Origin of the sequence: Acinetobacter sp. MF4640, from assembly GCF_002018895.1 — a bacterium.
In the GTDB taxonomy this organism is placed as follows: domain Bacteria; phylum Pseudomonadota; class Gammaproteobacteria; order Pseudomonadales; family Moraxellaceae; genus Acinetobacter; species Acinetobacter johnsonii.
In genome coordinates this window covers 91,083-113,211 of record NZ_MVOM01000003.1, presented here as the reverse complement: position 1 = coordinate 113,211, position 22,129 = coordinate 91,083, and the positions used below count along the sequence as shown (strand labels likewise).

General features: G+C 41.1%; 18 protein-coding genes and 1 pseudogene. 12 read left to right on the top strand and 7 right to left on the bottom strand.

The window, feature by feature from the left end; translation table 11 throughout:
- A pseudogene (locus tag MF4640_RS18925) lies at positions 1 to 100 on the top strand (IS1 family transposase); the annotation flags it as partial.
- Between the two features lie 159 nt (positions 101 to 259).
- Here the strand turns inward: MF4640_RS18925 and MF4640_RS01885 are convergent.
- The 7 genes from MF4640_RS01885 to MF4640_RS01855 all read right to left on the bottom strand — a co-directional run bounded on the left by MF4640_RS01885 (position 260) and on the right by MF4640_RS01855 (position 9,940).
- Entirely contained in the window at positions 260 to 1,675 is a 1,416-nt protein-coding gene (locus MF4640_RS01885; protein WP_078388514.1) for an efflux transporter outer membrane subunit, read from the bottom strand.
- 9 nt (positions 1,676 to 1,684) lie between these two features.
- Positions 1,685 to 3,676, bottom strand: coding sequence for a MacB family efflux pump subunit (locus tag MF4640_RS01880; RefSeq protein ID WP_078388513.1), 1,992 nt, complete (start codon positions 3,674 to 3,676; stop codon positions 1,685 to 1,687).
- Between the two features lie 2 nt (positions 3,677 to 3,678).
- Positions 3,679 to 5,013, bottom strand: coding sequence for a MacA family efflux pump subunit (locus MF4640_RS01875; RefSeq protein ID WP_078388512.1), 1,335 nt, complete (start codon positions 5,011 to 5,013; stop codon positions 3,679 to 3,681).
- A gap of 115 nt (positions 5,014 to 5,128) precedes the next feature.
- Positions 5,129 to 6,118, bottom strand: coding sequence for a DNA polymerase III subunit delta (gene holA, locus MF4640_RS01870; protein WP_078388511.1), 990 nt, complete (start codon positions 6,116 to 6,118; stop codon positions 5,129 to 5,131).
- Between the two features lie 9 nt (positions 6,119 to 6,127).
- Positions 6,128 to 6,637, bottom strand: coding sequence for an LPS assembly lipoprotein LptE (gene lptE / locus MF4640_RS01865; protein ID WP_058870310.1), 510 nt, complete (start codon positions 6,635 to 6,637; stop codon positions 6,128 to 6,130).
- A gap of 178 nt (positions 6,638 to 6,815) precedes the next feature.
- Positions 6,816 to 9,437 carry a leucine--tRNA ligase gene (leuS, locus tag MF4640_RS01860; RefSeq protein ID WP_078388510.1) on the bottom strand — a complete coding sequence of 874 codons (2,622 nt, stop codon included), beginning with the start codon at positions 9,435 to 9,437 and terminating at the stop codon, positions 6,816 to 6,818.
- A 134-nt stretch (positions 9,438 to 9,571) separates the two neighbouring features.
- Positions 9,572 to 9,940 (bottom strand): DUF4124 domain-containing protein, encoded by a 369-nt coding sequence (locus tag MF4640_RS01855; protein ID WP_078388509.1) that lies wholly within the window; start codon positions 9,938 to 9,940, stop codon positions 9,572 to 9,574.
- 769 nt (positions 9,941 to 10,709) lie between these two features.
- Between MF4640_RS01855 and MF4640_RS01850 the strand changes: the two genes are divergently transcribed.
- From MF4640_RS01850 to ndk, 11 genes are all read left to right on the top strand, one after another.
- Positions 10,710 to 12,437, top strand: coding sequence for an acetolactate synthase 3 large subunit (locus tag MF4640_RS01850; protein ID WP_078388508.1), 1,728 nt, complete (start codon positions 10,710 to 10,712; stop codon positions 12,435 to 12,437).
- Entirely contained in the window at positions 12,434 to 12,925 is a 492-nt protein-coding gene (gene ilvN, locus MF4640_RS01845) for an acetolactate synthase small subunit (protein ID WP_004697653.1), read from the top strand. Before MF4640_RS01850 ends, ilvN begins: the two co-directional genes overlap by 4 nt.
- 109 nt (positions 12,926 to 13,034) lie before the next feature.
- On the top strand, positions 13,035 to 14,051 hold the full coding sequence (ilvC, locus tag MF4640_RS01840) for a ketol-acid reductoisomerase (protein WP_004983494.1): 1,017 nt from the start codon (positions 13,035 to 13,037) through the stop codon (positions 14,049 to 14,051).
- A gap of 1,011 nt (positions 14,052 to 15,062) precedes the next feature.
- Positions 15,063 to 15,575 carry a hypothetical protein gene (locus MF4640_RS01835; protein WP_078388507.1) on the top strand — a complete coding sequence of 171 codons (513 nt, stop codon included), beginning with the start codon at positions 15,063 to 15,065 and terminating at the stop codon, positions 15,573 to 15,575.
- Positions 15,576 to 15,647: 72 nt separating this feature from the next.
- On the top strand, positions 15,648 to 16,352 hold the full coding sequence (locus MF4640_RS01830) for a molecular chaperone (RefSeq protein WP_078388506.1): 705 nt from the start codon (positions 15,648 to 15,650) through the stop codon (positions 16,350 to 16,352).
- A gap of 20 nt (positions 16,353 to 16,372) precedes the next feature.
- Complete coding sequence (locus MF4640_RS01825; RefSeq protein ID WP_078388505.1) at positions 16,373 to 18,676, top strand: fimbria/pilus outer membrane usher protein; 2,304 nt, start codon at positions 16,373 to 16,375, stop codon at positions 18,674 to 18,676.
- Positions 18,677 to 18,689: 13 nt separating this feature from the next.
- A complete protein-coding gene (locus MF4640_RS01820) occupies positions 18,690 to 19,106 on the top strand; it encodes a hypothetical protein (protein WP_078388504.1) in 417 nt (138 codons plus the stop codon).
- A 140-nt stretch (positions 19,107 to 19,246) separates the two neighbouring features.
- Positions 19,247 to 20,527: a glycosyltransferase family 4 protein gene (locus MF4640_RS01815; RefSeq protein ID WP_078388503.1), complete on the top strand. Its 1,281-nt coding sequence runs from the start codon at positions 19,247 to 19,249 to the stop codon at positions 20,525 to 20,527.
- A gap of 192 nt (positions 20,528 to 20,719) precedes the next feature.
- Entirely contained in the window at positions 20,720 to 21,271 is a 552-nt protein-coding gene (locus MF4640_RS01810; RefSeq protein WP_078388502.1) for a phosphatase PAP2 family protein, read from the top strand.
- A 90-nt stretch (positions 21,272 to 21,361) separates the two neighbouring features.
- Positions 21,362 to 21,562 carry a Fe-S cluster assembly protein IscX gene (gene iscX / locus MF4640_RS01805; RefSeq protein WP_004697668.1) on the top strand — a complete coding sequence of 67 codons (201 nt, stop codon included), beginning with the start codon at positions 21,362 to 21,364 and terminating at the stop codon, positions 21,560 to 21,562.
- Positions 21,563 to 21,672: 110 nt separating this feature from the next.
- Positions 21,673 to 22,104 (top strand): nucleoside-diphosphate kinase, encoded by a 432-nt coding sequence (gene ndk / locus MF4640_RS01800; RefSeq protein ID WP_004983508.1) that lies wholly within the window; start codon positions 21,673 to 21,675, stop codon positions 22,102 to 22,104.
- Positions 22,105 to 22,129: the final 25 nt, after the last annotated feature.

Here is a 22,129-nt window from a genome sequence, read left to right as displayed (position 1 = left end):
GCGTGGATTTAGGAGAAGTTGCAACTTTTCTAAAAAGCTCGAAAATCATTTTAAAGCCTTTGATTTGACTTTCTTTTACCTTAATAACGGATTTGTTTAACGCCAGCATACTTTTTGAAACACCACCATTTATTTTAATGGTCAGCAACTTTCGTATGAAGTTGTTTTTGATGATCAAGATAAGATTAAACGTATTCACCAGATCCAGAATAATCCAGATCTGGTGAAAGAATAAGAGAACAAAACAATAGCGCTAGGACTATTGTTTTGGTAGTTCTTTTACAGGACTTCCACCCAAGGCTTGCATCAACGTCACATAGGCGTTGTACTGACTCTGTTTGGTATTGACCAATGTTAAGCGTGCAGTACGCGTGGTTTCTTGTTGATCCAATAAGGTTTTTAAAGCTACGGCACCATAGCGATAACGCACTTGAGTCAGGCGTTCTACCTTTTCAGCAAGCTCCAAATTGCGTTGTTGCAATTGTACCTGTTGACTGAGTTCAGTACGTGCTGACAATCCATTTTCTACATCGGCAAAAGCTTGATACAAGGTCTGACGATATTGCACGATAGCTTTTTCATAGTCCAATTGACTAATCGCAAGGTCACGTTTCATGTCGTTATATTGTAAGAACGGCAGACTTAAACTTGCGCCTAAGGTGAGGGCTGGGTTCTTGAGCAGTTGCGTTAGCGAGGTACTGCTTGAACCAAGATTCCCAGTCAAACTGATCGAAGGATAATAGCTCGCCGTGGTGGCATCTTTGGTCGCTAAACTCTCTCGTAAACGTAGCTCAGCTGCTTTTAAGTCTGGACGGCGCGACAAAATGTCGGCAGGTAAGCCCGCTGCGATACTTGGCAAAGCTAAGCGTGGTAAACGCTGAGGTTCATCAATATTCAACTGCTGTACAGGCATATGCAGTAACACGGCAATTGCGGTACGGGTCTCGACCAAACTTTGCTGAATTTGACTCAGACTGGCTTTTTGACTTTGTACTGACTGTTCAGCTTGGGTTAAGTCCAGTCCTGATACAGCCCCAGCTTGATACTGAACTTTAACCAAGTCATACAGTTTTTGTGAGGTCGCAAGGCTTTGCTCGGCAGTTGTACAACTTTCATTATAATAGGCCAACTGCCAATATAACTTCGCCGTGGTGCCAATTAAGCTTTGAGCAGTGGCTTGCAAATCTTGCTCAGTTGCCAGTGCTTCCCATCGCTTTGCTTCAGTTTGACGGGCCAATTTACCAAATAAATCGACTTCATAACTGAGTCCTGTTTTGGCAGATAATCCGCTTGATGTGTCATTTCCATCATTTAAATTAAAACTATGTCCAGTAGATAAACCTGTACTTGAACTCACTCTAATTTTTTGCTGATTCTCAGCCAGTTCTGCTTGTAAGCGCGCTTGCTTTAAGGTTATCCCTGCAACGGCCAAATCGGCATTCTTTGCGAGCACAGCATCGACCAGTTGATTGAGTTGTGCATCGCCAAATAACGTCCACCATTGATCGGCATACAGGGCTTGTTGACGTTGTTGTGAGGTTGCTTTGTCGTATTGAAACTGAGTCGGCGTCTGTACTGCTGGTGCTTGATAAGGGGTTTTAACCACAGCTGCACAGCCAACCAAAGTGCTGCCAAGCAGCATCGCGGTACAAAGGCGCGTTAATAAAAAAGGCATATTTTTTCCTTATTCTCTGGCAAGTGCTGCAACAGGGTCGAGTTTGGCTGCATTTTTTGCAGGCAAGAAACCAAACACCACACCAATTAAAGTCGAGCATACAAATGCGGCGATAATAGACGTGGTTGAGTAGGCAACCCCAAAATTACCCCCAGCAAATTTTTGAATGATTTGTCCTAGACCCAGCGAGAGCAATACCCCTAACACCCCACCAATCAGGCAGACTAAAATGGCTTCAATCAGGAACTGCTGCAAAATATCACTTTGACGCGCACCAACCGCCATCCGAACCCCAATTTCTTGCGTGCGTTCGGTGACCGAGACCAACATAATATTCATTACCCCTATACCGCCCACCACCAAAGAAATAACGGCAATTGCAGAGACCAATAGGGTCATGGTACTGGTGGTCTTTTCAATGGTTTGGCGAATACTGTCACTGTTCATGGTGAACACATCTTGTTGACCATGACGCAAGGTGAGTAAGTTCACAATTGCGTTTTCAGCCGCGCTGGTGGAGTACTTATCATTGATTTGCACCACGATATTGCGCACATTACTCTGACCGAGCATACGACTCATGACAGTGGTGTAGGGCATATATACATTCAACGTATCATCGGAACCCATAGCACTGGTTTGTGGTTCGACTACACCAATAATGCGTGCAGGAACACTGCCCAAAAGTACGACTTGCCCAATTGGATTGCTACCATCACTAAAAAACTGTTTTTGTGTGTTGGTGTCAATGACTACGTCTTGGGTACGGTCGCGGACACTTCGCTGGTCAAAGGTTTGTCCATTTTTGAAGGTCAGGCCTTTCACTGTGAAATAATCGCCACCGACACCATTAATGGTGGCATTGGCTTCACTTTGTTGATAGCGAATCGTTTTGGATGAACTCACCATTGGACTAACCGCACTCACATACGGTTGGGTGGCGAGCGCTTCAGCATCGGCAGGAACAAGGGTTTTAAAGTTGGCGGTTTTGGAGTTATCACCAAAACCGCGCCCTTGGAACACCGTAATGGTGTTAGTTCCTAAACTACTGATGTTACTTAAAATTTGTTGTTGTGATCCATTTCCTAAAGCCACCACTGTCACGACGGAGGCAATCCCGATAATAATGCCAAGCATGGTCAAAAAGGTTCGCATGCGGTGCGCATTCATCGACAAAAGTGCCATACGAAAGGCTTCACCTAAACGGTCGAGTAGGGAACGCCATGCGGAGACACTTTTATTTTTTTCTTGTTGGGCAGAAATCGCAGTTTCTGCATCAGGATCGCTATGCAGTTCAGTGTCGTGCTCAGGTTGATTGACACGGTCTGCAATGATTTGCCCATCACTGATCTCGATAATCCGCGAGGCATTTTTCGCCACTTGCATATCGTGGGTGACCAAAATAATGGTATGGCCTGCGGCATTTAACTCACGCAAAATCCGCATCACTTCCACGCCACTATGCGAGTCTAGGGCACCTGTCGGTTCGTCAGCGAGAATGACATCACCGCCATTCATCAACGCACGTGCAATGGAGACACGTTGTTGCTGCCCCCCTGAGAGTTGACTTGGTCGGTTTTGAGTTTTATTGCCCAGTCCCAATTCTGTCAGTAAAGCAGTGGCACGTTGTTTACGCGCATACGGTGTTGCTCCTGCATAAACCGCAGGGACTTCAACATTACCTTCTGCGGTTAAGTCACCTAAAAGGTGGTAACGCTGGAAAATAAAACCAAAATACTCACGACGTAATTCAGCCAATTGGTCCGGTTCGAGTTTACCGGTTTCACGACCATTGACCTGATAACTTCCTGAGGTTGGGCGGTCGAGACAGCCTAAAATATTCATCAGGGTCGATTTACCTGAACCTGACTGGCCGACAATGGCAACCAATTCACCTTCGTAAATGGTCAGATCAATGCCTTTGAGAATTTGGACAGTACTTTCGCCAGCTGGAAACTCTCGCACCAAATTACTGACTTCAAGCAAGGCTTTTTTGGTCATGCTTACATTCCCATTGGTGGACTGTTACGACGGCGGTTGCTGCTATTGGCAGAAGCCGCAGAGTTCTCCGAACTGTCTGCAATCACCACTTGATCGCCTTCTTTTAAGCCTGCAAGCACTTGTGCATTGACGCGGTTATTGATACCCACCAAAATTTGTTTGGGTTGAGCTGAGCCATCCGCTTGTAAGACACGGACTACGCTCAGCGTAGCTTTACCTTCTTTGACCAATTGTTGTTGCGCTGCATTTAAATTCAGACGTTCAAGTCGCGGACCTTGAGGTCGGTCTGAGTCCGATTTGCTTTGTGTCGATGACGCTGCTTGCGTATTTGAACCGCTGTTACGCTTTGCATTTGCAGGACGAGTGGAAATTGCAGAAGAAGGGACTAATAACGCATTTTTTGCAGAATCGAGCACGATATAGACTTGTGCAGTCATATCAATACGTAGCTTGCCATCATGGTTGGGTACATCAAATAGAGCATTGTAGTAAATTGCGGTGCTGGTTGATGTGCTGGTGGTACTTTCATCGGTAATCGAGTCTGGCGCGGGCTCAACTTGACGTAAGCTAGCATAACGCTTGCTGTCATCACCTAAAGTGGTGAAATACACCTGTTGGCCTTTTTCAACTTTCATGATGTCCGCTTCACTGACCTGCGCCTTAATGGTCATGTTTTGCAATTTTGCAATTTTAACAATAGTCGGCGCACTTTGATTGGCGTTTACAGTTTGACCTTCCTCAGTCACGATCGCCACCACAGTACCATCAGTAGGTGCCACAATGCGGGTATAACCGATATTGGTTTGTGCGGTCGACTTGGTTACTTTTGCAGATTCAATCTGTGCATCAATGGCTTTAATCTGTGCTTGTGCTGTTTTATAGCTGGCCTCAGCCGATTCTAATTCTGCTTTTGATGTGGCATCTTGCGCATACATTTGCTGTTGACGCTTATAGGCCAGTTGCGCCTCATTAAGACTGGCTTCTTGTTGTAGACGCTGCGCTTGCAAATTTTTAATATTGGCTTCTGCTGTTTTGAAGCTGTTTTCTTGAGTGGTTGAATCAATTTGCGCAATCAATTGACCTTGTTTAACTTCATCACCCAGTTGCACATACATTTTCTGTACTTGACCTGAGACCTGTGCGCCAACACTCACCAGTTTAGTTGCATCTAAAGTACCTGTCGCCAATACCGTATTTTCAAGATCACCACGAGTGACAGATTCGCTAATATATTGTGGTTGTTCTTGTTTTGGTTTGAAATATGTCCACGCGACATAAGCAAGTACGGCAACACACAGTACCGCGATAACCATTTTGACAGCTTTTATTTTTTGCATTGGAATCAGGGAGTAAACAGAATTGCAGATAGTATAAAAGCGAAATACGGATAAATCGTGAATTTTTTGAACAAATAGAAATGATTATTATTTTTAAAAGACTCGTTGCGGTAATTTAAGCGGGAAAGAGTGATTTTCCACACAGCGTTGCAATGGCTTGCATCACGACATGTTCAGCATTTTCATGCCCCAAACCTTTGATCGAAGCATCAATGCGAAGCAGGAGACTGGGCCACGTTAAAAAGCACTGCGGATTCAGTCGACGTAATGCTTGTTGATAGACGCTGACTTTATTCTTCCAAATCCCTAGTTGTAGTGCATTTTGCGGTTGCTCAAACAGTTGCATGAGTAAACGCATTTCTTTGCTTATGCTCCACAAAATCAGACTGAGGGGTTCACCTGAGGCAATCAGGTATTGGTAAATTTTAATCGATTGCGCCAGATTGCCTTCGAGCAGAGCATCACTCAAATCGAAAGTACTATAGCGGGACTGATCTTGTAAGCAGGCATGTAAATGATCAATCTGAATCAGCTCGACCTCGGCAAAGGTGTCGCTGACACGCATTAAGCTATTTTTAGCTGCAAGTAAGTTGTGTTCATGGTGTTGTTCTAGCCACTGCCATGCATCCTGACTCAGTTTAACACCAAGCTTATCTGCTTCAATGCTTAAAATCTGCTGACGATCACGCGGATAATTCGCGGTCAGGGCAACATGCACTCCATTGGCTTCAACCGTTTGGAAAAAGCCCGTTTTTAGGCTGGCGCTGTCCTGTTTTGGCATCACCACCAAAAGCAAGTTCTGTTCATTGCTTTGGATATAGCTTTTTAGCAACTTTAAAGCGTTAGCATCGGGTTTAATATTGCCATGAACTTCAATGGCAAGCTGGCTTGAAAACAAGGACAAGCTGTTGAGCGCATTAAAGACATTTTTCCAGTCATTGACATTACTGATGTCATGCCGTTGTCGTTCAATCTCTTGCTTTTGCCAACTTGCTCGAAATGCATCCAGTAAGTTTTGTTCAAGCAATGGCTCTTGACCTTGCATAATCCACGCGCCACGAGCTTCATCGACACGTTTTAAGGCTTGCAAATAGTCAAGTTTCATTGTTAAACCTTACTGCTGCGCTGGTGGTAGGCGGTTCGAAGAAATCTGACGCACAATTTGCTGCGCGACATCATCCACGATGACTTGATTCAAATAGTTTTTCTCTTGGTCATCGGTATTGACGGTTTCAACGTTGTATTGATAACTACGCGTTGCAACTACGGTGCGTGGTTCAGTGATTGGACGGCCTTGGGCATCTTCGATACGGAAGGTGACATTGAGGCGTAGTAATACTTCAATCAGTTTACCGTTCAGCTCTAAACGCTGTGGTTTATAGTCTAGCACGCGAAGCACATAGGCATCTGAACCACTGCTCAGCTGTACACCCGACGCACCTAAATAAATGGCCAATTTTTCATGCAGTTCATCGGTGTTCTTCGGAAGCACCAAATTCATTTTTGAATAAGCAATCGGTGTTGCGCTTGGATTGGTGCCTTTTAAATGAAAGCCACACCCGACCAAGCCAGCACTTAGGCCACAAGTTAAAACAATAGCTGCCAAACGTTTGCCTAAATGCATGTGTTGTCCTCTGTTTGCTCTTTTTGATAAAAGAAAAATAATATGCCGTGATTGTATGTGCAAAGCCCGTTGACTGGCAACGGGCTTTGTTTGGGTTTTGTTTAGAAATCCCTCCCGACCTCCCTTTTCAAAGGGAGGAGTTCCCCTCTTTATTAAAGAGGGGTTAGGGGAGATTGAATTAAACCACCAAATTCACTAATTTATTTGGCACAACAATTTCTTTCTTGGTTAGACCTGTCAAAAATTGTTGAACTTCTGGCAATGCTTTAGCCAGTGCAAGCAATTCATCTTTCGATGTATCTACAGACACTTCTAGTTTGCCACGTAGTTTACCATTCACTTGAACCACAATCGTTTGCGTATTACGTGTGAGTGCAGATTCGTCTACAGTCGGGAACAACACGCTGGTTAAGTCCAGTCCAAATTCAGCCAATAAAGTCTGGCTTAAATGTGGTGCAAATGGTGCAAGTAAAGTTAAAAGCGTCGTAATCGATTCGCGAGCAACCGCAACATCGTTATCATTTTTCGCTTCAAATTTGTTGTTCGCATTTAACAGTTCCATCATCGCTGCAATAGCCGTGTTAAAGGCATGGCGGCGTTCGATGTCATCACCCACTTTTTGAATGGTTTCATGCGTTTTACGACGTAAGTCTTGTGCTTCTGTAGACAGTTGAGCAGTATCAATTGCAGAGGCTGCATTACCTTTTTCAAGGAAGCTGGCAACCAAACGCCATACACGTTTCAAGAAACGGTTTGCGCCTTCCACACCTGCATCAGACCATTCAAGGGATTGATCTGGTGGCGCTGCAAACATCATGAACACACGTGCCGTATCTGCACCGTACTGATCAATAATGGCTTGTGGGTCGATACCGTTATTTTTCGATTTCGACATTTTCTCTTGTCCGCCAACAATCACGTCTTGACCATCACCTTGGTATTTCGCAGACAGAATACGACCTTTTTCATCACGTTCGAGGTCGATATCCGCAGGGTTAAACCAAGTTTTCTTGCCTGATTCAGCTTCACGGTAATAAGTGTCTGCCAAAACCATACCTTGAGTTAACAGGTTGGTAAATGGTTCATTGCCTTGTACTACACCTTCATCACGCATCAATTTGTGGAAGAAGCGTGCATAAAGTAAGTGCAGAATCGCGTGTTCAACACCACCGATGTATTGATTTACTGGAAGCCATGTTTGAGCAGCTTCAGGTTTAACTAAACCATCAGTAAAATCAGGAGATGCATAACGTGCATAGTACCAAGATGACTCTACAAAGGTATCCAGCGTATCTGTTTCACGACGCGCATCACCACCACAGCTTGGGCAAGTGGTTTGATAAAACTCAGGCATCTTGTTCAATGGATTACCCGAGCCATCAGGTACGACATCAGTCGGTAAGACCACTGGAAGTTGCTCTTCAGGTACAGGAACCTGACCACATTTTTCACAGTTGATCATTGGAATTGGGCAACCCCAATAACGCTGACGCGATACACCCCAGTCACGTAAACGGAACTGAACTTTGGTGCTTGCAAGAGTTGTTGGTTCTAATTTCGCAAGGAACGCATCATAAGCTGCTTGAAAGTCTAAACCGTCAAATTCAGCAGAATTGACCAATTTACCCTCTTTAGAACCGTACCATTCTTGCCATTGTGTAGCATCAAAGTCTGCATCGTCTGCGCCTTTAGCAGCAATCACTTGTTTGATGGTTAAGCCATATTTATTGGCAAATTCAAAATCACGTTCGTCGTGTGCAGGTACAGCCATCACTGCGCCAGAGCCATAAGACATCAACACATAGTTGGCAATCCAAACAGGAATGTCTTCACCAGTGACAGGATGCTTCACAGACAGACCTGTTGCCATGCCTTTCTTTTCAGCAGTGGCAAGGTCAGCTTCAGCCACAGAACCCATACGGCATTCTTCAATAAATGCTTTAAGTTCAGCATTATTTTCCGCAGCTTTCAGCGCCATTGGATGTTCTGCTGCAACTGCAACATAAGTCACACCCATTAAGGTGTCAGCACGTGTGGTGAATACAGTAAGGCCGTCTGCGTAAATTTCAGGATTCGCTGAAGGGAAGGTGATATCCATTCCTTGTGAGCGACCAATCCAGTTACGTTGCATGGTCAAGACTTGTTGTGGCCAACCGTCTTTTAAGGTATCTAAATCGTCTAATAATTCTTGTGCATAGTCGGTAATGCGGAAGTAATACATTGGAATATCACGTTTTTCAACCAACGCACCTGAACGCCAGCCACGACCATTTTCAACTTGTTCATTGGCAAGTACAGTCTGATCCACAGGATCCCAATTTACGGTAGATAACTTACGATAAATAAGGCCTTTTTTATAAAGTTGCACGAACAACCACTGTTCCCAGCGGTAGTATTCAGGGGTACACGTTGCAAATTCACGATCCCAATCGACTGATAGACCTAATTTTTTTAATTGGTCACGCATATATGCGATGTTTTCAAAGGTCCATTTTGCAGGTGCAACTTGGTGTGCAATTGCAGCATTTTCAGCAGGTAAACCAAAAGCATCCCAACCCATAGGTTGCAGGACAGTTTCCCCTTTAAGGCGGTGGAAACGGCTGATGACATCACCAATGGTGTAGTTACGCACATGACCCATATGCAGTTTGCCACTTGGATAAGGGAACATCGAGAGGATATAACGACGTGGACCTTCTACAGAGTCGGCAACTTTAAAGGCTTTACGAGCTTCCCAGTCTTGTTGGACGGTAGGTTCAATCGCGCTCGCTTGATATTCAGGGTCAATGTGAGTAGTCATATACGTATGTAGAACAATGGTTAAAAAGTTTGTTGCACAGCATAGCGCAAAATGCACCTAAAAGTGAATTTTGCGCTATGTTTTGTGCAGGAAATTAAACAAGCTGAAAATAAATCTGGAACCGTACGGAATGATTAAACCGCAGGGCGGACTTGTTGGCCTTGTTCAAGTGCTTCATTCGCTTCACGTCGTTGATTTTCTAAATCAACTGCTGGTGCTGCTGGCGCAGCACTCGGTACAGCATTGAGGGGAGCTGGTACGGTATTCGGCATATTGGCAGGTGGAGGTGCTTCCGATGACGCAGCTTGTGGCGAATTTTTCCAACCATAGGTATCGACTTTGCCTTTTTTCTTTGCTGTTTTGGGGGGAGGTGTCGTGGTGTAATGTGTCGAGCCTTGGCTATCAACCCACTTATAATACGTCTTGGCAAAGCTTTGTGTACTTCCCATTGCAAGCCCCATCCCCACCAAACATGCTGTCATTCTTGCAAACTGAATACTCATCTACCATTGTCCTTTTTATATCCGTAATCATTGGATTTTATCGGGTTTATCGTTGTCGTTATTTTATGCCAATTTTAGAGCAATAAGCAGTGTTTGATGCATTTTTTCATCTGTGTTTTTGAAATATTTTGCAGGTCAAATCCTCAGTTTAATGCGTGAAATATGCGTTATGGCACAGTATGAAAATAAGAAGGTTATGCTAAAACCTGATGAACAAATGCTGATCTATATTTAAAACTGAAAAAATCTGAGATAGATGTTGGATTTAAATTTAAGTGAATATCTTATTAAACTTATTTATAGGTTTTATTATGTTTTTTTATTAATAAATTCAGTGAAATAGAAATCTATTTGTTTTTGCACTAAAAAACCGAGAAAAAGCGACTCAGTTTTCTTTGTTCGCGATGAATAAAAAACAAACGCTCTGTAAATAAACAAAAAAAAGCTAATTTTTAAACTTGACTTTAGTCACGAAACTCCTAAAAATGCTGTCTTTAGTTTTATATGCCTTTACTCGATCACCCTTCGATAAAGTGTCATTTCATGCAATGGACACGCTTTCTAGCCGAGACCGTGAACAAAGTAAAAAAATGTGTTTATCCCAACACGTTTTAGATCTCATATTGCTCAAACAGCATACAGATCAGAATTTTTTCCTATTGCTATGAAAACTAAGAAATATGTGTGCTATAACAGTGCAGACAATCAATGAATGAAACACTGCTGGTGCCTTCCACCATTGCAGTGATAAAGATTAGGGTGAATCACGTTGGAACTTTTATCTGGTGGTGAAATGCTCGTTCGCGCATTGGCGGACGAAGGCGTTGAACATGTATTTGGATATCCAGGCGGCGCAGTTTTACATATCTACGACGCGTTCTTTCAACAAGACAAAATCAATCATTACCTCGTGCGCCATGAACAAGCTGCTGGTCATATGGCAGATGCTTACTCACGCGTAACAGGTAAGACGGGTGTGGTTCTCGTGACTTCAGGTCCGGGTGCAACCAATACTGTGACTCCAATTGCAACGGCTTATATGGACTCAATCCCAATGGTGATTTTGTCAGGTCAGGTTGCGTCACATTTAATTGGTGAAGATGCATTCCAAGAAACAGATATGGTCGGTATTTCTCGTCCGATCGTAAAACATAGTTTCCAAGTGCGCCATGCCAGCGAAATTCCTTCGATTATTAAGAAGGCATTTTATATTGCAGCTTCTGGTCGTCCGGGTCCAGTTGTGGTCGATATTCCAAAAGATGCAACCAATCCTGCTGAGAAATTTGCTTACGAATACCCAGAAAAAGTGAAGATGCGTTCGTATCAACCGCCGCATCGTGGTCACTCAGGTCAAATTCGTAAAGCGATTGAAGAGCTGATTCATGCTAAACGTCCTGTGATTTATTCAGGCGGTGGCGTGGTTCAAGGTAATGCTTCTGCACAGTTAACTGAACTGGCGCACATTTTGGGCTTCCCAGTCACCAATACCTTGATGGGGCTTGGTGCATTTCCAGGCAATGATCCGCAGTTTATTGGCATGTTGGGTATGCATGGTACCTATGAAGCCAATATGACCATGCACAATGCTGATGTGATTTTGTGTATCGGTGCGCGTTTCGATGACCGTGTGACCAATAATCCAGCAAAATTCTGTCCAAATGCCAAAGTGATTCATATTGATATCGACCCTGCGACGATTTCAAAAACCATCATGGCGCATATCCCGATCGTGGGTGCGGTAGAACCTGTTCTTCAAGAAATGTTGACACAGCTCAAGCAGATGAATGTGTCTAAACCAAATCCTGAAGATATCGCTGCTTGGTGGGCGCAAATCAATGAATGGCGTAAAGTTCATGGCATGCGTTATGAGCCTGGTGCAAACGGCGTAATGAAACCACAACAAGTGGTGGAAGCGTTGGATAAAATCACCAATGGTGATGCGATCATTACTTCTGACGTAGGTCAGCATCAAATGTTTGGTGCGAACTATTACAAGTATAAACGTCCACGCCAATGGATTAACTCAGGTGGCCTAGGGACCATGGGTGTTGGTTTACCCTATGCGATGGCGGCGAAATTGGCTTTCCCTGACCAACAAGTTGTGTGTATCACGGGTGAAGCATCCATCCAGATGTGTATCCAAGAGCTTTCGACGTGTAAGCAATATGGCCTAAACGTAAAAATCCTCTGCTTGAATAACCAAGCTTTAGGGATGGTGAAGCAGTGGCAAGATATGAACTATGAAGGACGTCATTCGAGTTCTTATGTAGATTCATTGCCTGACTTCCCTAAATTGATGGAAGCGTATGGTCATGTAGGTATTCAGATTAACCATGCCGATGAGCTTGAGTCTAAGCTTGCTGAAGCAATGGCGATCAACGATAAATGCGTATTTATTAATGTGATGGTTGACCGTACAGAGCATGTTTATCCAATGCTTATCGCAGGTCAGTCAATGCAAGATATGTGGTTAGGTAAAGGGGAGCGCACGTCATGAGACACATTATCTCTGTACTTGTAGAAAACGAAGCTGGTGCGCTTTCTCGTTTGGTGGGTTTATTCTCGCAACGTGGTTATAACATTGAGACTTTAAACGTTGCGCCAACCGAAGATCCGACTTTATCTCGTTTGACATTAACGACTTATGGCGATGACCATAAAATTGAACAAATCACCAAACAGCTCAACAAATTGGTTGAAGTGGTGAAAGTGGTTGATTTGTCTGAAGGCGCGCACATTGAACGTGAGTTGATGTTGATTAAAGTCAAATCACTTGGCTCGGCACGTGCTGAAATCAAACGAACGGCGGACATTTTCCGTGCGCAAATTGTTGATGTCACCCCAACGACGTATACCATTCAAATCGCGGGTACGACTGAAAAAATTGATGGTTTTATTGATGCACTCGCAGAGAACACCATCCTTGAAGTTGTACGCTCAGGTGTTTCAGGCATCGCACGTGGCGAAAAAGTTTTAACCATTTAATTAATTAATTAACACGATTCAACCTCCTTTTGAGAAAGAGGAGGGTTTCATCAAACAATAAACCCCTTGATGGAATTACAGAATACCAAGCATTTTAGCGGAGACAGCAATGCAAATTTTTTACGATAAAGACTGCGACTTATCTATCATCCAATCTAAGAAAGTAGCAATCATTGGTTACGGTTCACAAGGTCACGCACACGCGCTTAACCTTAAAGATTCTGGTGTAGACGTAACTGTAGGTCTACGTGCTGGTTCTACTTCTTGGAAAAAAGCTGAAAATTCAGGTCTTAAAGTTGCTGAAGTTCCTGCTGCAGTTGCTCAAGCTGACGTTGTCATGATCTTGACTCCAGATGAGTTCCAATCACAACTTTATCGTGACGTGATTGAGCCAAACATCAAAGAAGGTGCAACATTAGCATTTGCTCATGGTTTCTCTGTTCTTTATAACCAAGTTGTTCCACGTGCTGATCTTGACGTAATCATGGTTGCACCAAAAGCACCAGGTCATACAGTACGTTCTGAATACCAACGTGGTTCGGGTGTTCCTGACTTAATCGCGATTCATCAAGATGCGTCTGGTAATGCACGTAACCTAGCACTTTCTTATGCTTCTGGTGTAGGTGGTGGTCGTACAGGTATTATCGAGACTTCATTCCGTGAAGAAACTGAAACTGACTTATTTGGTGAGCAAGCAGTTCTTTGTGGTGGTGCAGTAGAACTTGTGAAAATGGGCTTCGAAACTTTGGTAGAAGCAGGTTATGCACCTGAAATGGCTTACTTCGAATGCTTACACGAACTTAAGTTAATCGTTGACTTGATGTTTGAAGGCGGTATCGCGGACATGAACTATTCAGTGTCTAACAACGCTGAATATGGCGAATATGTAACTGGCGTTGAAGTAATCAACGAACAGTCTCGTGAAGCGATGCGCAATGCACTTAAACGTATCCAATCTGGTGAATACGCGAAGATGTTCATTAACGAAGGTGCGTTGAACTACCCATCAATGACTGCTCGTCGTCGTCAAAACGCAGCGCATGGTATTGAAGTAACAGGTGGTAAGTTACGCGCGATGATGCCTTGGATTCAAGCAAACAAGATCGTCGATAAAGAGAAGAACTAAGGTTACGTTACGTGCCTTTAAAAAAGGGAAAGCAATGCTTTCCTTTTTTTCGTACCTTGGATTCAAGCAAACAAGATTGTAGATAAAGAAAAGAACTAAGTTTCTAATCTAGCTGATTTTAAGTACTAAAACCCTGCCTCGGCAGGGTTTTTTTATTGATCTACTATCATTTTTTATGTAGGGCAAAGTTATTAATTAAAAAGTTGTGAGTATAAATAGGGCCATGATATGGCTATCGGTACACAGCTATAAGTTGATCTTACCCGTGTTCAAAATCGTTATATGGAATCAACAAGAATTCCATTTCAGTGCTAGATATATGGGCAGCATATATTGTCAAAAAACTATTGGATTAATAACGTATCTATGAGCTTTATTGCAATAAATGCAACTCTCAAAAAGTGTACTTATGCTTACGTTTGAGTTTTTAGTGTGAGATTTAGATTTCTAAAATAGTAGGTCATGTAAATTTAAGGTTTGATTATGTGATTTTAGTCATGTTGTTCAATAACTGAAATTGGGTAAATAGCATGTGAATAAACTTTGAATTTTAGCGAGATGATCGACCTAAATTGAATAATTAGTAGAAATGTAAAGTAAAAAAAGATGAAAAATGGATTTTTTAGCGGGTTAAGAAATTATTCACCCAAATATGTAATTAAATGTAAATTTGAAATGTTAAAAATTTCTAAGATAAAACAGAGATCTACTTAAAATATAAAAAAACACTAAAATTGTGCATCACTGAAAGTGGTGTAACTATTTTCAGGGATTTATTAAATTAATTAATAAATAAAATGACAATAAAAACAATATATTAATTTTACTTTGTTGAGATTTTAAAGTTGGGTCTCTATTTGAGTGAAAAAGGCTGCATAGATGGTTTTTTATACAGAACAACTAGAATAAAAACACGCTTAAGAAAAGCTTGGTAGCCAAACAAGGTCCAGTTTAATTAAGGGTGATCATAACAATTAATCAGTTTTAAAAGAAAAATCTCGGAGAGTCGCTATGAATAAATTACTACAAGCATCGCTAGTTGCAACGCTAATGAGTGCAGGTTCTACAGCCCTTTATGCAGAGGATGATACAGCATCACGCCCTAGTTATAACTGGGGGAACTGTACTTCTCTAGGTTGTGAAAAAGATATTCCTATTAAATTAGAAATCCCTAAAAAATGTGAAGTGCTTGGCGGTAGTGCCATTACGCTGAATAAAAATGGTGGAACACAAAGTTCAAATTACACTGTACGTAGTAATACGCACTATACACTTAACATTCAAACAGCCAACACAGGTACAAGTGCAAGTACTTATGTTAAACATGAGGACGATGGCAGTGTTCGTGTACCAACAACAATTGTTACAAATAAAACAGGTGGCGGTGTAATTCCATTCGGTAATTCAAATCATAATGGTCTAGCTGACGATCAATATTCTGTTTCGGTAACTAATGCAGCAGTTGGTGCATTCCAACGTGCGGGTACATATACTGATACTTATCGTATCAAAGTCTATTACTAATTTTTTACTAAACCTAACTTGATCACAGCATCAGGTTAGGTTTTTTTATAAATTATAATAAGGCGGTGTAACATGAAAAAAATAATAGCGATTTTGGTGTCTTCGATGTTTTATATGTCGGTATCAAATGCTGGTGTTTCAGTTGATCCAGTCCAAATGTATATTCAAAATCCAATAAAACAAAGAACCACAACACTTACCTTAGAATCTAAAGATGAAACTGAGAAGAGAATTTTTGAAGTAAAAGCATTTAAGTGGACGCAAAAAGAAAATGGCGAAAACGTACTGGAGCCTGATAACTCCTTAATTATTAATCCTAAAAACTTTATTTTGCAGCCGAATGGTAAACAGACTATTCGTGTGGGCTTTAACCGTCCCATTGAGTCTATTTTAAGTGGACAGCAAGAAGGTACATGGCGTGTGATGGTTGATGAGATTCCGCAGGCAGTGAAAGAGTCATCTGTGAATTTTCTTGTAAGTTTTAACTTACCACTCTTTGTTGGAAAGCAAGAAGATGTTAAGCTCAAATTTAATGTAGAAAATAATAAACTCGTTGTTAAAAATAACGCGAATTCCCATATTCAAATTGCAAATTTGAAGATTGTCGATGCTAATAAAAAAGAAGTTTTTAAAACGGAGACTATGAGTTATTTGCTTGCAAATAAAAGCACGTCTTATGATTTAAACAATACACGAATATCAAATCCTAAAAATTATTATGTTCAATTGTTTACTGATAAGAACGATAAAATGGTGGAACTCAAATTCTCGGATTAGTCTGAGGTGGGGAGTTTACGATGAATACGAAAATAAGAATACTTATCGTTATTCATATTTTTTTTGCACTAAATGTGAATGCCAGTGAAGCTGTGCTGGAAGAAAATATTGCAAATTTATGGATTAATGATTTAGATCATCATACGGATGTTGCCTTATTAAAAGAAGGCGATCAATACTATATTGAATGTAATATACTGGCAGAACGTCAAATTACAACAAGCCAATTAAAAACGCTCTCCTCTCGGCCAGAGTTTTGTTCAGTGTCATCAGGAGTAATTCAGTCAGCGTTTGATGACACATCACAATCCATTAAATTGACTATTCCTACAGACTCTTTTGAATCTGATTTTAATAACTTAAATGGAAGTGTTATTCCAGAAAAAGCCAGTTTTGGTGGTTTCATAAATTATGATTTTCTTTATGCAACTAGTAATTCTAATAACTCATATAGTGGACTTATGGAGCTAGGGGTTTTCAAAGATTATTGGATCATGAAAAACTCTATGTTGTATCAGAATACCCCCACTGATGAGCGGGTGGTTCGCCTAAGTAGTAGTGTCGATTTTGAATTTCCTAAACATATGACCCGCTTAACGATAGGGGATACTACAACTACATATAACCCTTTGATTAATTCTTTACGTTTTGCAGGTTTAAATTGGGGGACGAATTACACTGAAAGACCAAATTTTGTGTACTGGAATATGCCAAGTTTACAAGGGAGTGCACGCGTTCCTTCTACTGTTGATTTATATATAAATGGCGTAAATATTTATAATCAAAAGGTGAGCCCTGGTGATTATAACTTACTGATGGGGGCACAAATCCAACAAGCAGGTAATGCGCAAATTGTAGTTGAGGATGTACTCGGGAATCGAAGTGTACAAAGCTTTCCTATTATGGTGACCAATAGACTATTACGATCTGGTTTGAATGAATATAGTGTTGCAGCAGGTAAACTTCGTTACAACTATAATTTGGATAGCAGTGATTATAGGGACTTCTTTGTGAATACTTATTTTCGCAGAGGTATGTCAAACTCAACTACGTTAGGAAGCAATTTATCTTACAGTAAAGATATACAAAATATAGGGTTCATGTGGACACAAGCGATTAGTAATATTTTTGTTCTCGATAGTGTTGTTCTTGCTTCTCATGATGATGAAAACCAATTTAATTATTCCTATGGGTTATCCGCAAGTAAAGACTTTGGTCGATTTTCAATGGGGGCGAGTTCAAAATATACAGAAAAAGATTTTAAATTTTTAGGAGATGAGTTAGGTGCCAATTCTAACTATCCGAAGTTTGAAAATCTTGCATATTTTGGTATGAGTAATGTGCCCTATTTACATAATCTAAATATTAACTATGCAGAACAAAAATACTATGAAAATCCTGAGTTTCCTAATAGTAACCAAAAGGTAATAAATGTTGGGTTTAATCGGAATTTTGGTCGTCAAATTTCATTTGGTTTAAGCTATTTCAACTCTTTTGGTGACAGGAAAGACTCAGGCGGCATTCTTTCACTTAGCTACAGTTTTGATAATAAGTCCGTTTACTTTAGTCAATCAGCTGACCAAAATACAAATCTCCAGTTGGTGAAATATGATTCCAATCAAGTCGGTTTCGATTATTCTCTTGGAGTAAACCGTCGTAGTGAAGATACGATGTTTAACTTTAATGGTGTTGTTAAAACAGATGTAGGAGATTTAGATTTCTATCATGTGCAAGGTCGTGAAGATCGTGAATCACAGTTAAATTATCGAGGAGCAGTTGTTTGGTTGGGTAATAAAATCAGTTTTACTAAAATGGTTGATAACGCATTTACTCTAGTCAAAGTAGGGGATTATCAAGATATTGATATTTTAAGATCGCTGACCTATGTTGATAAAACCAATAAAAAGGGGTATGCCTTTATTCATGATGTTATTCCTTATGTTAAATACGACATTGCATTTGATCAAAATCAACTACCTATCGAAGATAAAATACAGTATTCAAGCAAACAATTAACAGCTTTAAATCAACGCGGTTATATCATCAATTTCCCAGTATTCCATGCGAAACAAGTCACTGTTAAACCAGTAGACAGTAACAATCGGTCTTTTGCTGCTGGTTCAGAGCTTTATATTGATAATAATGGTGAAGGAGAGGTTTATCCGATTTCTACTGATGGTAGCGTAACGCTTTATGGTTTGATTCCGGGAACATATAAGATACAAATTAAAACTAAAGAAGCACGCAGTTGTTCGGCAGAACTTACAATTACAGATACTAAGAATGATGACAACTCATCAGTACTGGATCTTCAGTGTAAATAAATGGAGTAGAGCCATGAAACTGAACATTATTATACTGCTGTTTTGTGTGGCGGTTACCCCAATAGCTTATGCAAAACAGTGTCAAATTGAGCGTTTAACTTCAAGCCAGTTGAATCTAAGTTCATCGTATCTTAGTCAAGCTGCAACTTCTTTCTCAGTGGCTTGTGATAGTAATTACGCGATTAAATTCAATTCGCGTAATTTAACTAATGCAACAGGGAGTAGTTATTTAGTCAATGAGAAAAACTATAAATTGAGAACTCAAATGAATATTTCAGGAGCAAGTGCATCACGTTGGAATAGCCCTATTGCTCAACCAGCAACTGAGCAAAATAAGTTTGTAGTCTTGGTGCAATTGATGGAGCGCCCAACTGCCTTAACCCCAGCAGGTGTGTATAAAGATAGCTTGTATATTAATTTGATGTTTTAAATTTTAGGTCTTTAAACTATTAATATGTAAAAAGATACCTACTAATCATAGGTGTCTTTTTATTTGATTGCATTCATTATCATAAAACTGTCAAAAAGTTTAACTAAACTTGGAGGAAAATAAGAAAAGTTTGGAATAACATGATCGGTTCAATGACAACAAAATTATTCAAACAGCACAATTTCCCAGAACCTCAGCGGTTTTATCTCAAGCAACAACATCAGCATAATATTCAGCAAGAACTCTCTATCCTTGAAGAAACCCTCAAACCCAAGTTAAAAATAACCATCGTGACGGAAACATGGTCACCAGAAATCAATGGTGTTGCGAACTCTTTGTTACAACTGTGTAAAGGTTTGCAGACACTGGGACATCGTATTCAGCTCATCCGCCCAATACAAAAAAACATATGTGCCGACTTTCAGGCAGAACAGGAGTGTTTGGTCTGGGCGAAAAGCATTCCTAAATATGCCGATATGCAATTTGGTATGCCACAGTATGTCAAAGTCAGCAAAGCGATTGAATGCTTCGCACCAGATGTGGTCCATATTGTGACGGAAGGACCGTTGGGGTTGACGGCACTGTATGCTGCTCAAGCACATCAAATTCCAGTGTCTAGTGGCTTTCATTCAACTTTTCATGACTTTAGTCGCTTCTTTGATTTGGCTTTGCTGGTCAAACCAATTGAAAGCTATCTTCGCTGGTTTCATAACCATACGGTACTCACCTGTGTGCCGAGTCAAACGACGTTAAATCAACTCCAGGCCTTTGGAGTGACTTGTCCTTTGGTTGAGGTTGGCCGAGGGGTGGATACAACTCGCTTCCATCCAGAGCATCGCTCAGAACAATTGCGTCAGCGTTGGCAAGCAGATGCCAATACTACGGTGCTGTTATATGTGGGGCGTTTATCTCCAGAAAAAGAAGTCGATGTGCTCATTCAAAGCTATTTGAATATCAAGAAACAGCAATCACGCAAGTTGAAAATGGTGATTGTGGGGGATGGGCCAGATCGTAAGCGCTTAACCGAGATAGCAAATGGCTCAGATGTTATTTTTACGGGAAGCTTAACAGGGCAGTTACTCGCTCAAGCATACGCCAGTGCAGATGCTTTTGTTTTTGCTAGTCAAATAGAGACTTTTGGTAATGTGGTACTCGAAGCTATGGCCAGTGGCTTACCTGTGGTGGCCTATAACTATGCCAGTCCGCAGCGTTATATCAAGCAAGGTATAACAGGGTGGTTGAGTCCTTTTGGACAAGTGGCACACTTTATGCAAACTATTATTCAGTTGCCAGAGCAAAAGGTGCTTAGATGTATGGGAACTCAAGCGCGTCAAGACATTGAAAGTGTGGGGTGGCAGTATCCTGTAAAACAGTTTGAGCAAGCCTTATATCACGCGGCAAATATTAAGGCAGCACCTTAACCAATAGCTGTATTAAAAGCGTTAGTGATAAATACGAGTTGGGTAATTTTGATGGGTTTTAACTTAAATCATCAAACTGTCAAAAACACCCTTTAACATGAGCTTAACGAGAAGCGATTTTGATGAATTAAATCGTCATATAACAATGATTTTCCAGCTGAACTTTCAACATTGTTGTTAAGGAGAAGTGGTATGAATCTTAAAACTGCAAAAATAAGAATATTAGATTTAGATTTAAAAGGTTGTGTCTATCTCAATCATTTTTCCCATTCTCATGCTGTAGCCAATTTTTTTAAGCGGATCAGTCGATTGGGGGATGGCATCTTTTGGTACACGATGTTGGCTTTAACTTGGTTGTTGCAAGGATTGGTCTACAGTTTACAAATCGTGTATTTGATTCTTGGTTCATTGTGTGGGACTTTAATTTATAAAGTTTTAAAAATCAAAACTATTCGCCCAAGACCCTATCAAGTACATCAGGTGATTCGAATGGGTGAGCGACCGCTTGACCATTTTAGTTTTCCTTCAGGTCATACTCTACATGCAGTGATGGTCAGTACGTTATTGGGCTTTGTACAGCCAATTTTATTGGTGCTCATGTTGCCTTTTACTGTTTTGGTTGCCGCGTCACGCATGATTTTAGGGCTACATTATCCAAGTGATGTGTTGGTGGGAGCGGCTATAGGTGCTGTGGTAGCTGTTACTTTAATTTGTAGTGCACCATTTTTAAATATCGTGTTGTAAAAAAGCCCAATTTTATCTCAAACAAACTAGCGCTTAAATTTCAGAGTTTGCTACAGTACAGCATCTTCTACATTGTGATGAGACTCCACCATGGGCTTACGTTGGTCAGACACTATTGATATTGCTATTGAGTTGTATGAAGCTCATCCAGATGTCGATCCGCAGTGGATTCGCTTTACAGACTTACATGCGTGGGTGTGTGCCTTACCAGACTTTAGTGATGATCCGACCAAGTCGACTGAAGGTTTGCTTGAAGCAATTCAAATGGCATGGATTGACGAAGCACGATAATCCTTGCATCGAAAAAAGCAACTTTTTACAGAGTAAAAGCAGAAAATTGTGCATTATGTCGGTATAATGCGCCAAAATTTTCATGTCTACATTGACTTAAGGAGCCAATCATGGCTATTGAACGTACTTTATCTATCGTAAAACCAGACGCAGTTGCTAAAAACCACATCGGTGACATCTTTGCTCGTTTTGAAAAAGCTGGTCTTCAAATCGTTGCAACTAAAATGAAACACTTGACTCAAACTGAAGCTGAAGGTTTCTACGCAGAGCACAAAGAACGTGGTTTCTTTGCTGACCTAGTTGCGTTCATGACTTCTGGTCCAGTTGTTGTTTCAGTTCTTGAAGGCGAAAACGCAGTTCTTGCTCACCGCGAAATTCTTGGCGCAACGAATCCTAAAGAAGCTGCTCCAGGCACTATCCGCGCTGACTTCGCTGTAAGCATCGACGAAAATGCTGCTCACGGTTCTGACTCTGTAGCATCTGCTGATCGTGAAGTTAACTACTTCTTCGCTCAAACTGAGATTGCTCCACGTACTCGTTAATTCGAAGTATTCAAACCAGATAAGT

Bases quoted from the DNA above. Each gene is read 5' to 3' on its own strand.
- MF4640_RS01885 (WP_078388514.1), bottom strand. From the start codon at position 1,675: ATGCCTTTTTTATTAACGCGCCTTTGTACCGCGATGCTGCTTGGCAGC.
- MF4640_RS01880 (WP_078388513.1), bottom strand. From the start codon at position 3,676: ATGACCAAAAAAGCCTTGCTTGAAGTCAGTAATTTGGTGCGAGAGTTT.
- MF4640_RS01875 (WP_078388512.1), bottom strand. From the start codon at position 5,013: ATGCAAAAAATAAAAGCTGTCAAAATGGTTATCGCGGTACTGTGTGTT.
- holA (WP_078388511.1), bottom strand. From the start codon at position 6,118: ATGAAACTTGACTATTTGCAAGCCTTAAAACGTGTCGATGAAGCTCGT.
- lptE (WP_058870310.1), bottom strand. From the start codon at position 6,637: ATGCATTTAGGCAAACGTTTGGCAGCTATTGTTTTAACTTGTGGCCTA.
- leuS (WP_078388510.1), bottom strand. From the start codon at position 9,437: ATGACTACTCACATTGACCCTGAATATCAAGCGAGCGCGATTGAACCT.
- MF4640_RS01855 (WP_078388509.1), bottom strand. From the start codon at position 9,940: ATGAGTATTCAGTTTGCAAGAATGACAGCATGTTTGGTGGGGATGGGG.
- ilvN (WP_004697653.1), top strand. From the start codon at position 12,434: ATGAGACACATTATCTCTGTACTTGTAGAAAACGAAGCTGGTGCGCTT.
- ilvC (WP_004983494.1), top strand. From the start codon at position 13,035: ATGCAAATTTTTTACGATAAAGACTGCGACTTATCTATCATCCAATCT.
- MF4640_RS01835 (WP_078388507.1), top strand. From the start codon at position 15,063: ATGAATAAATTACTACAAGCATCGCTAGTTGCAACGCTAATGAGTGCA.
- MF4640_RS01830 (WP_078388506.1), top strand. From the start codon at position 15,648: ATGAAAAAAATAATAGCGATTTTGGTGTCTTCGATGTTTTATATGTCG.
- MF4640_RS01825 (WP_078388505.1), top strand. From the start codon at position 16,373: ATGAATACGAAAATAAGAATACTTATCGTTATTCATATTTTTTTTGCA.
- MF4640_RS01820 (WP_078388504.1), top strand. From the start codon at position 18,690: ATGAAACTGAACATTATTATACTGCTGTTTTGTGTGGCGGTTACCCCA.
- MF4640_RS01815 (WP_078388503.1), top strand. From the start codon at position 19,247: ATGATCGGTTCAATGACAACAAAATTATTCAAACAGCACAATTTCCCA.
- MF4640_RS01810 (WP_078388502.1), top strand. From the start codon at position 20,720: ATGAATCTTAAAACTGCAAAAATAAGAATATTAGATTTAGATTTAAAA.
- iscX (WP_004697668.1), top strand. From the start codon at position 21,362: ATGGGCTTACGTTGGTCAGACACTATTGATATTGCTATTGAGTTGTAT.
- ndk (WP_004983508.1), top strand. From the start codon at position 21,673: ATGGCTATTGAACGTACTTTATCTATCGTAAAACCAGACGCAGTTGCT.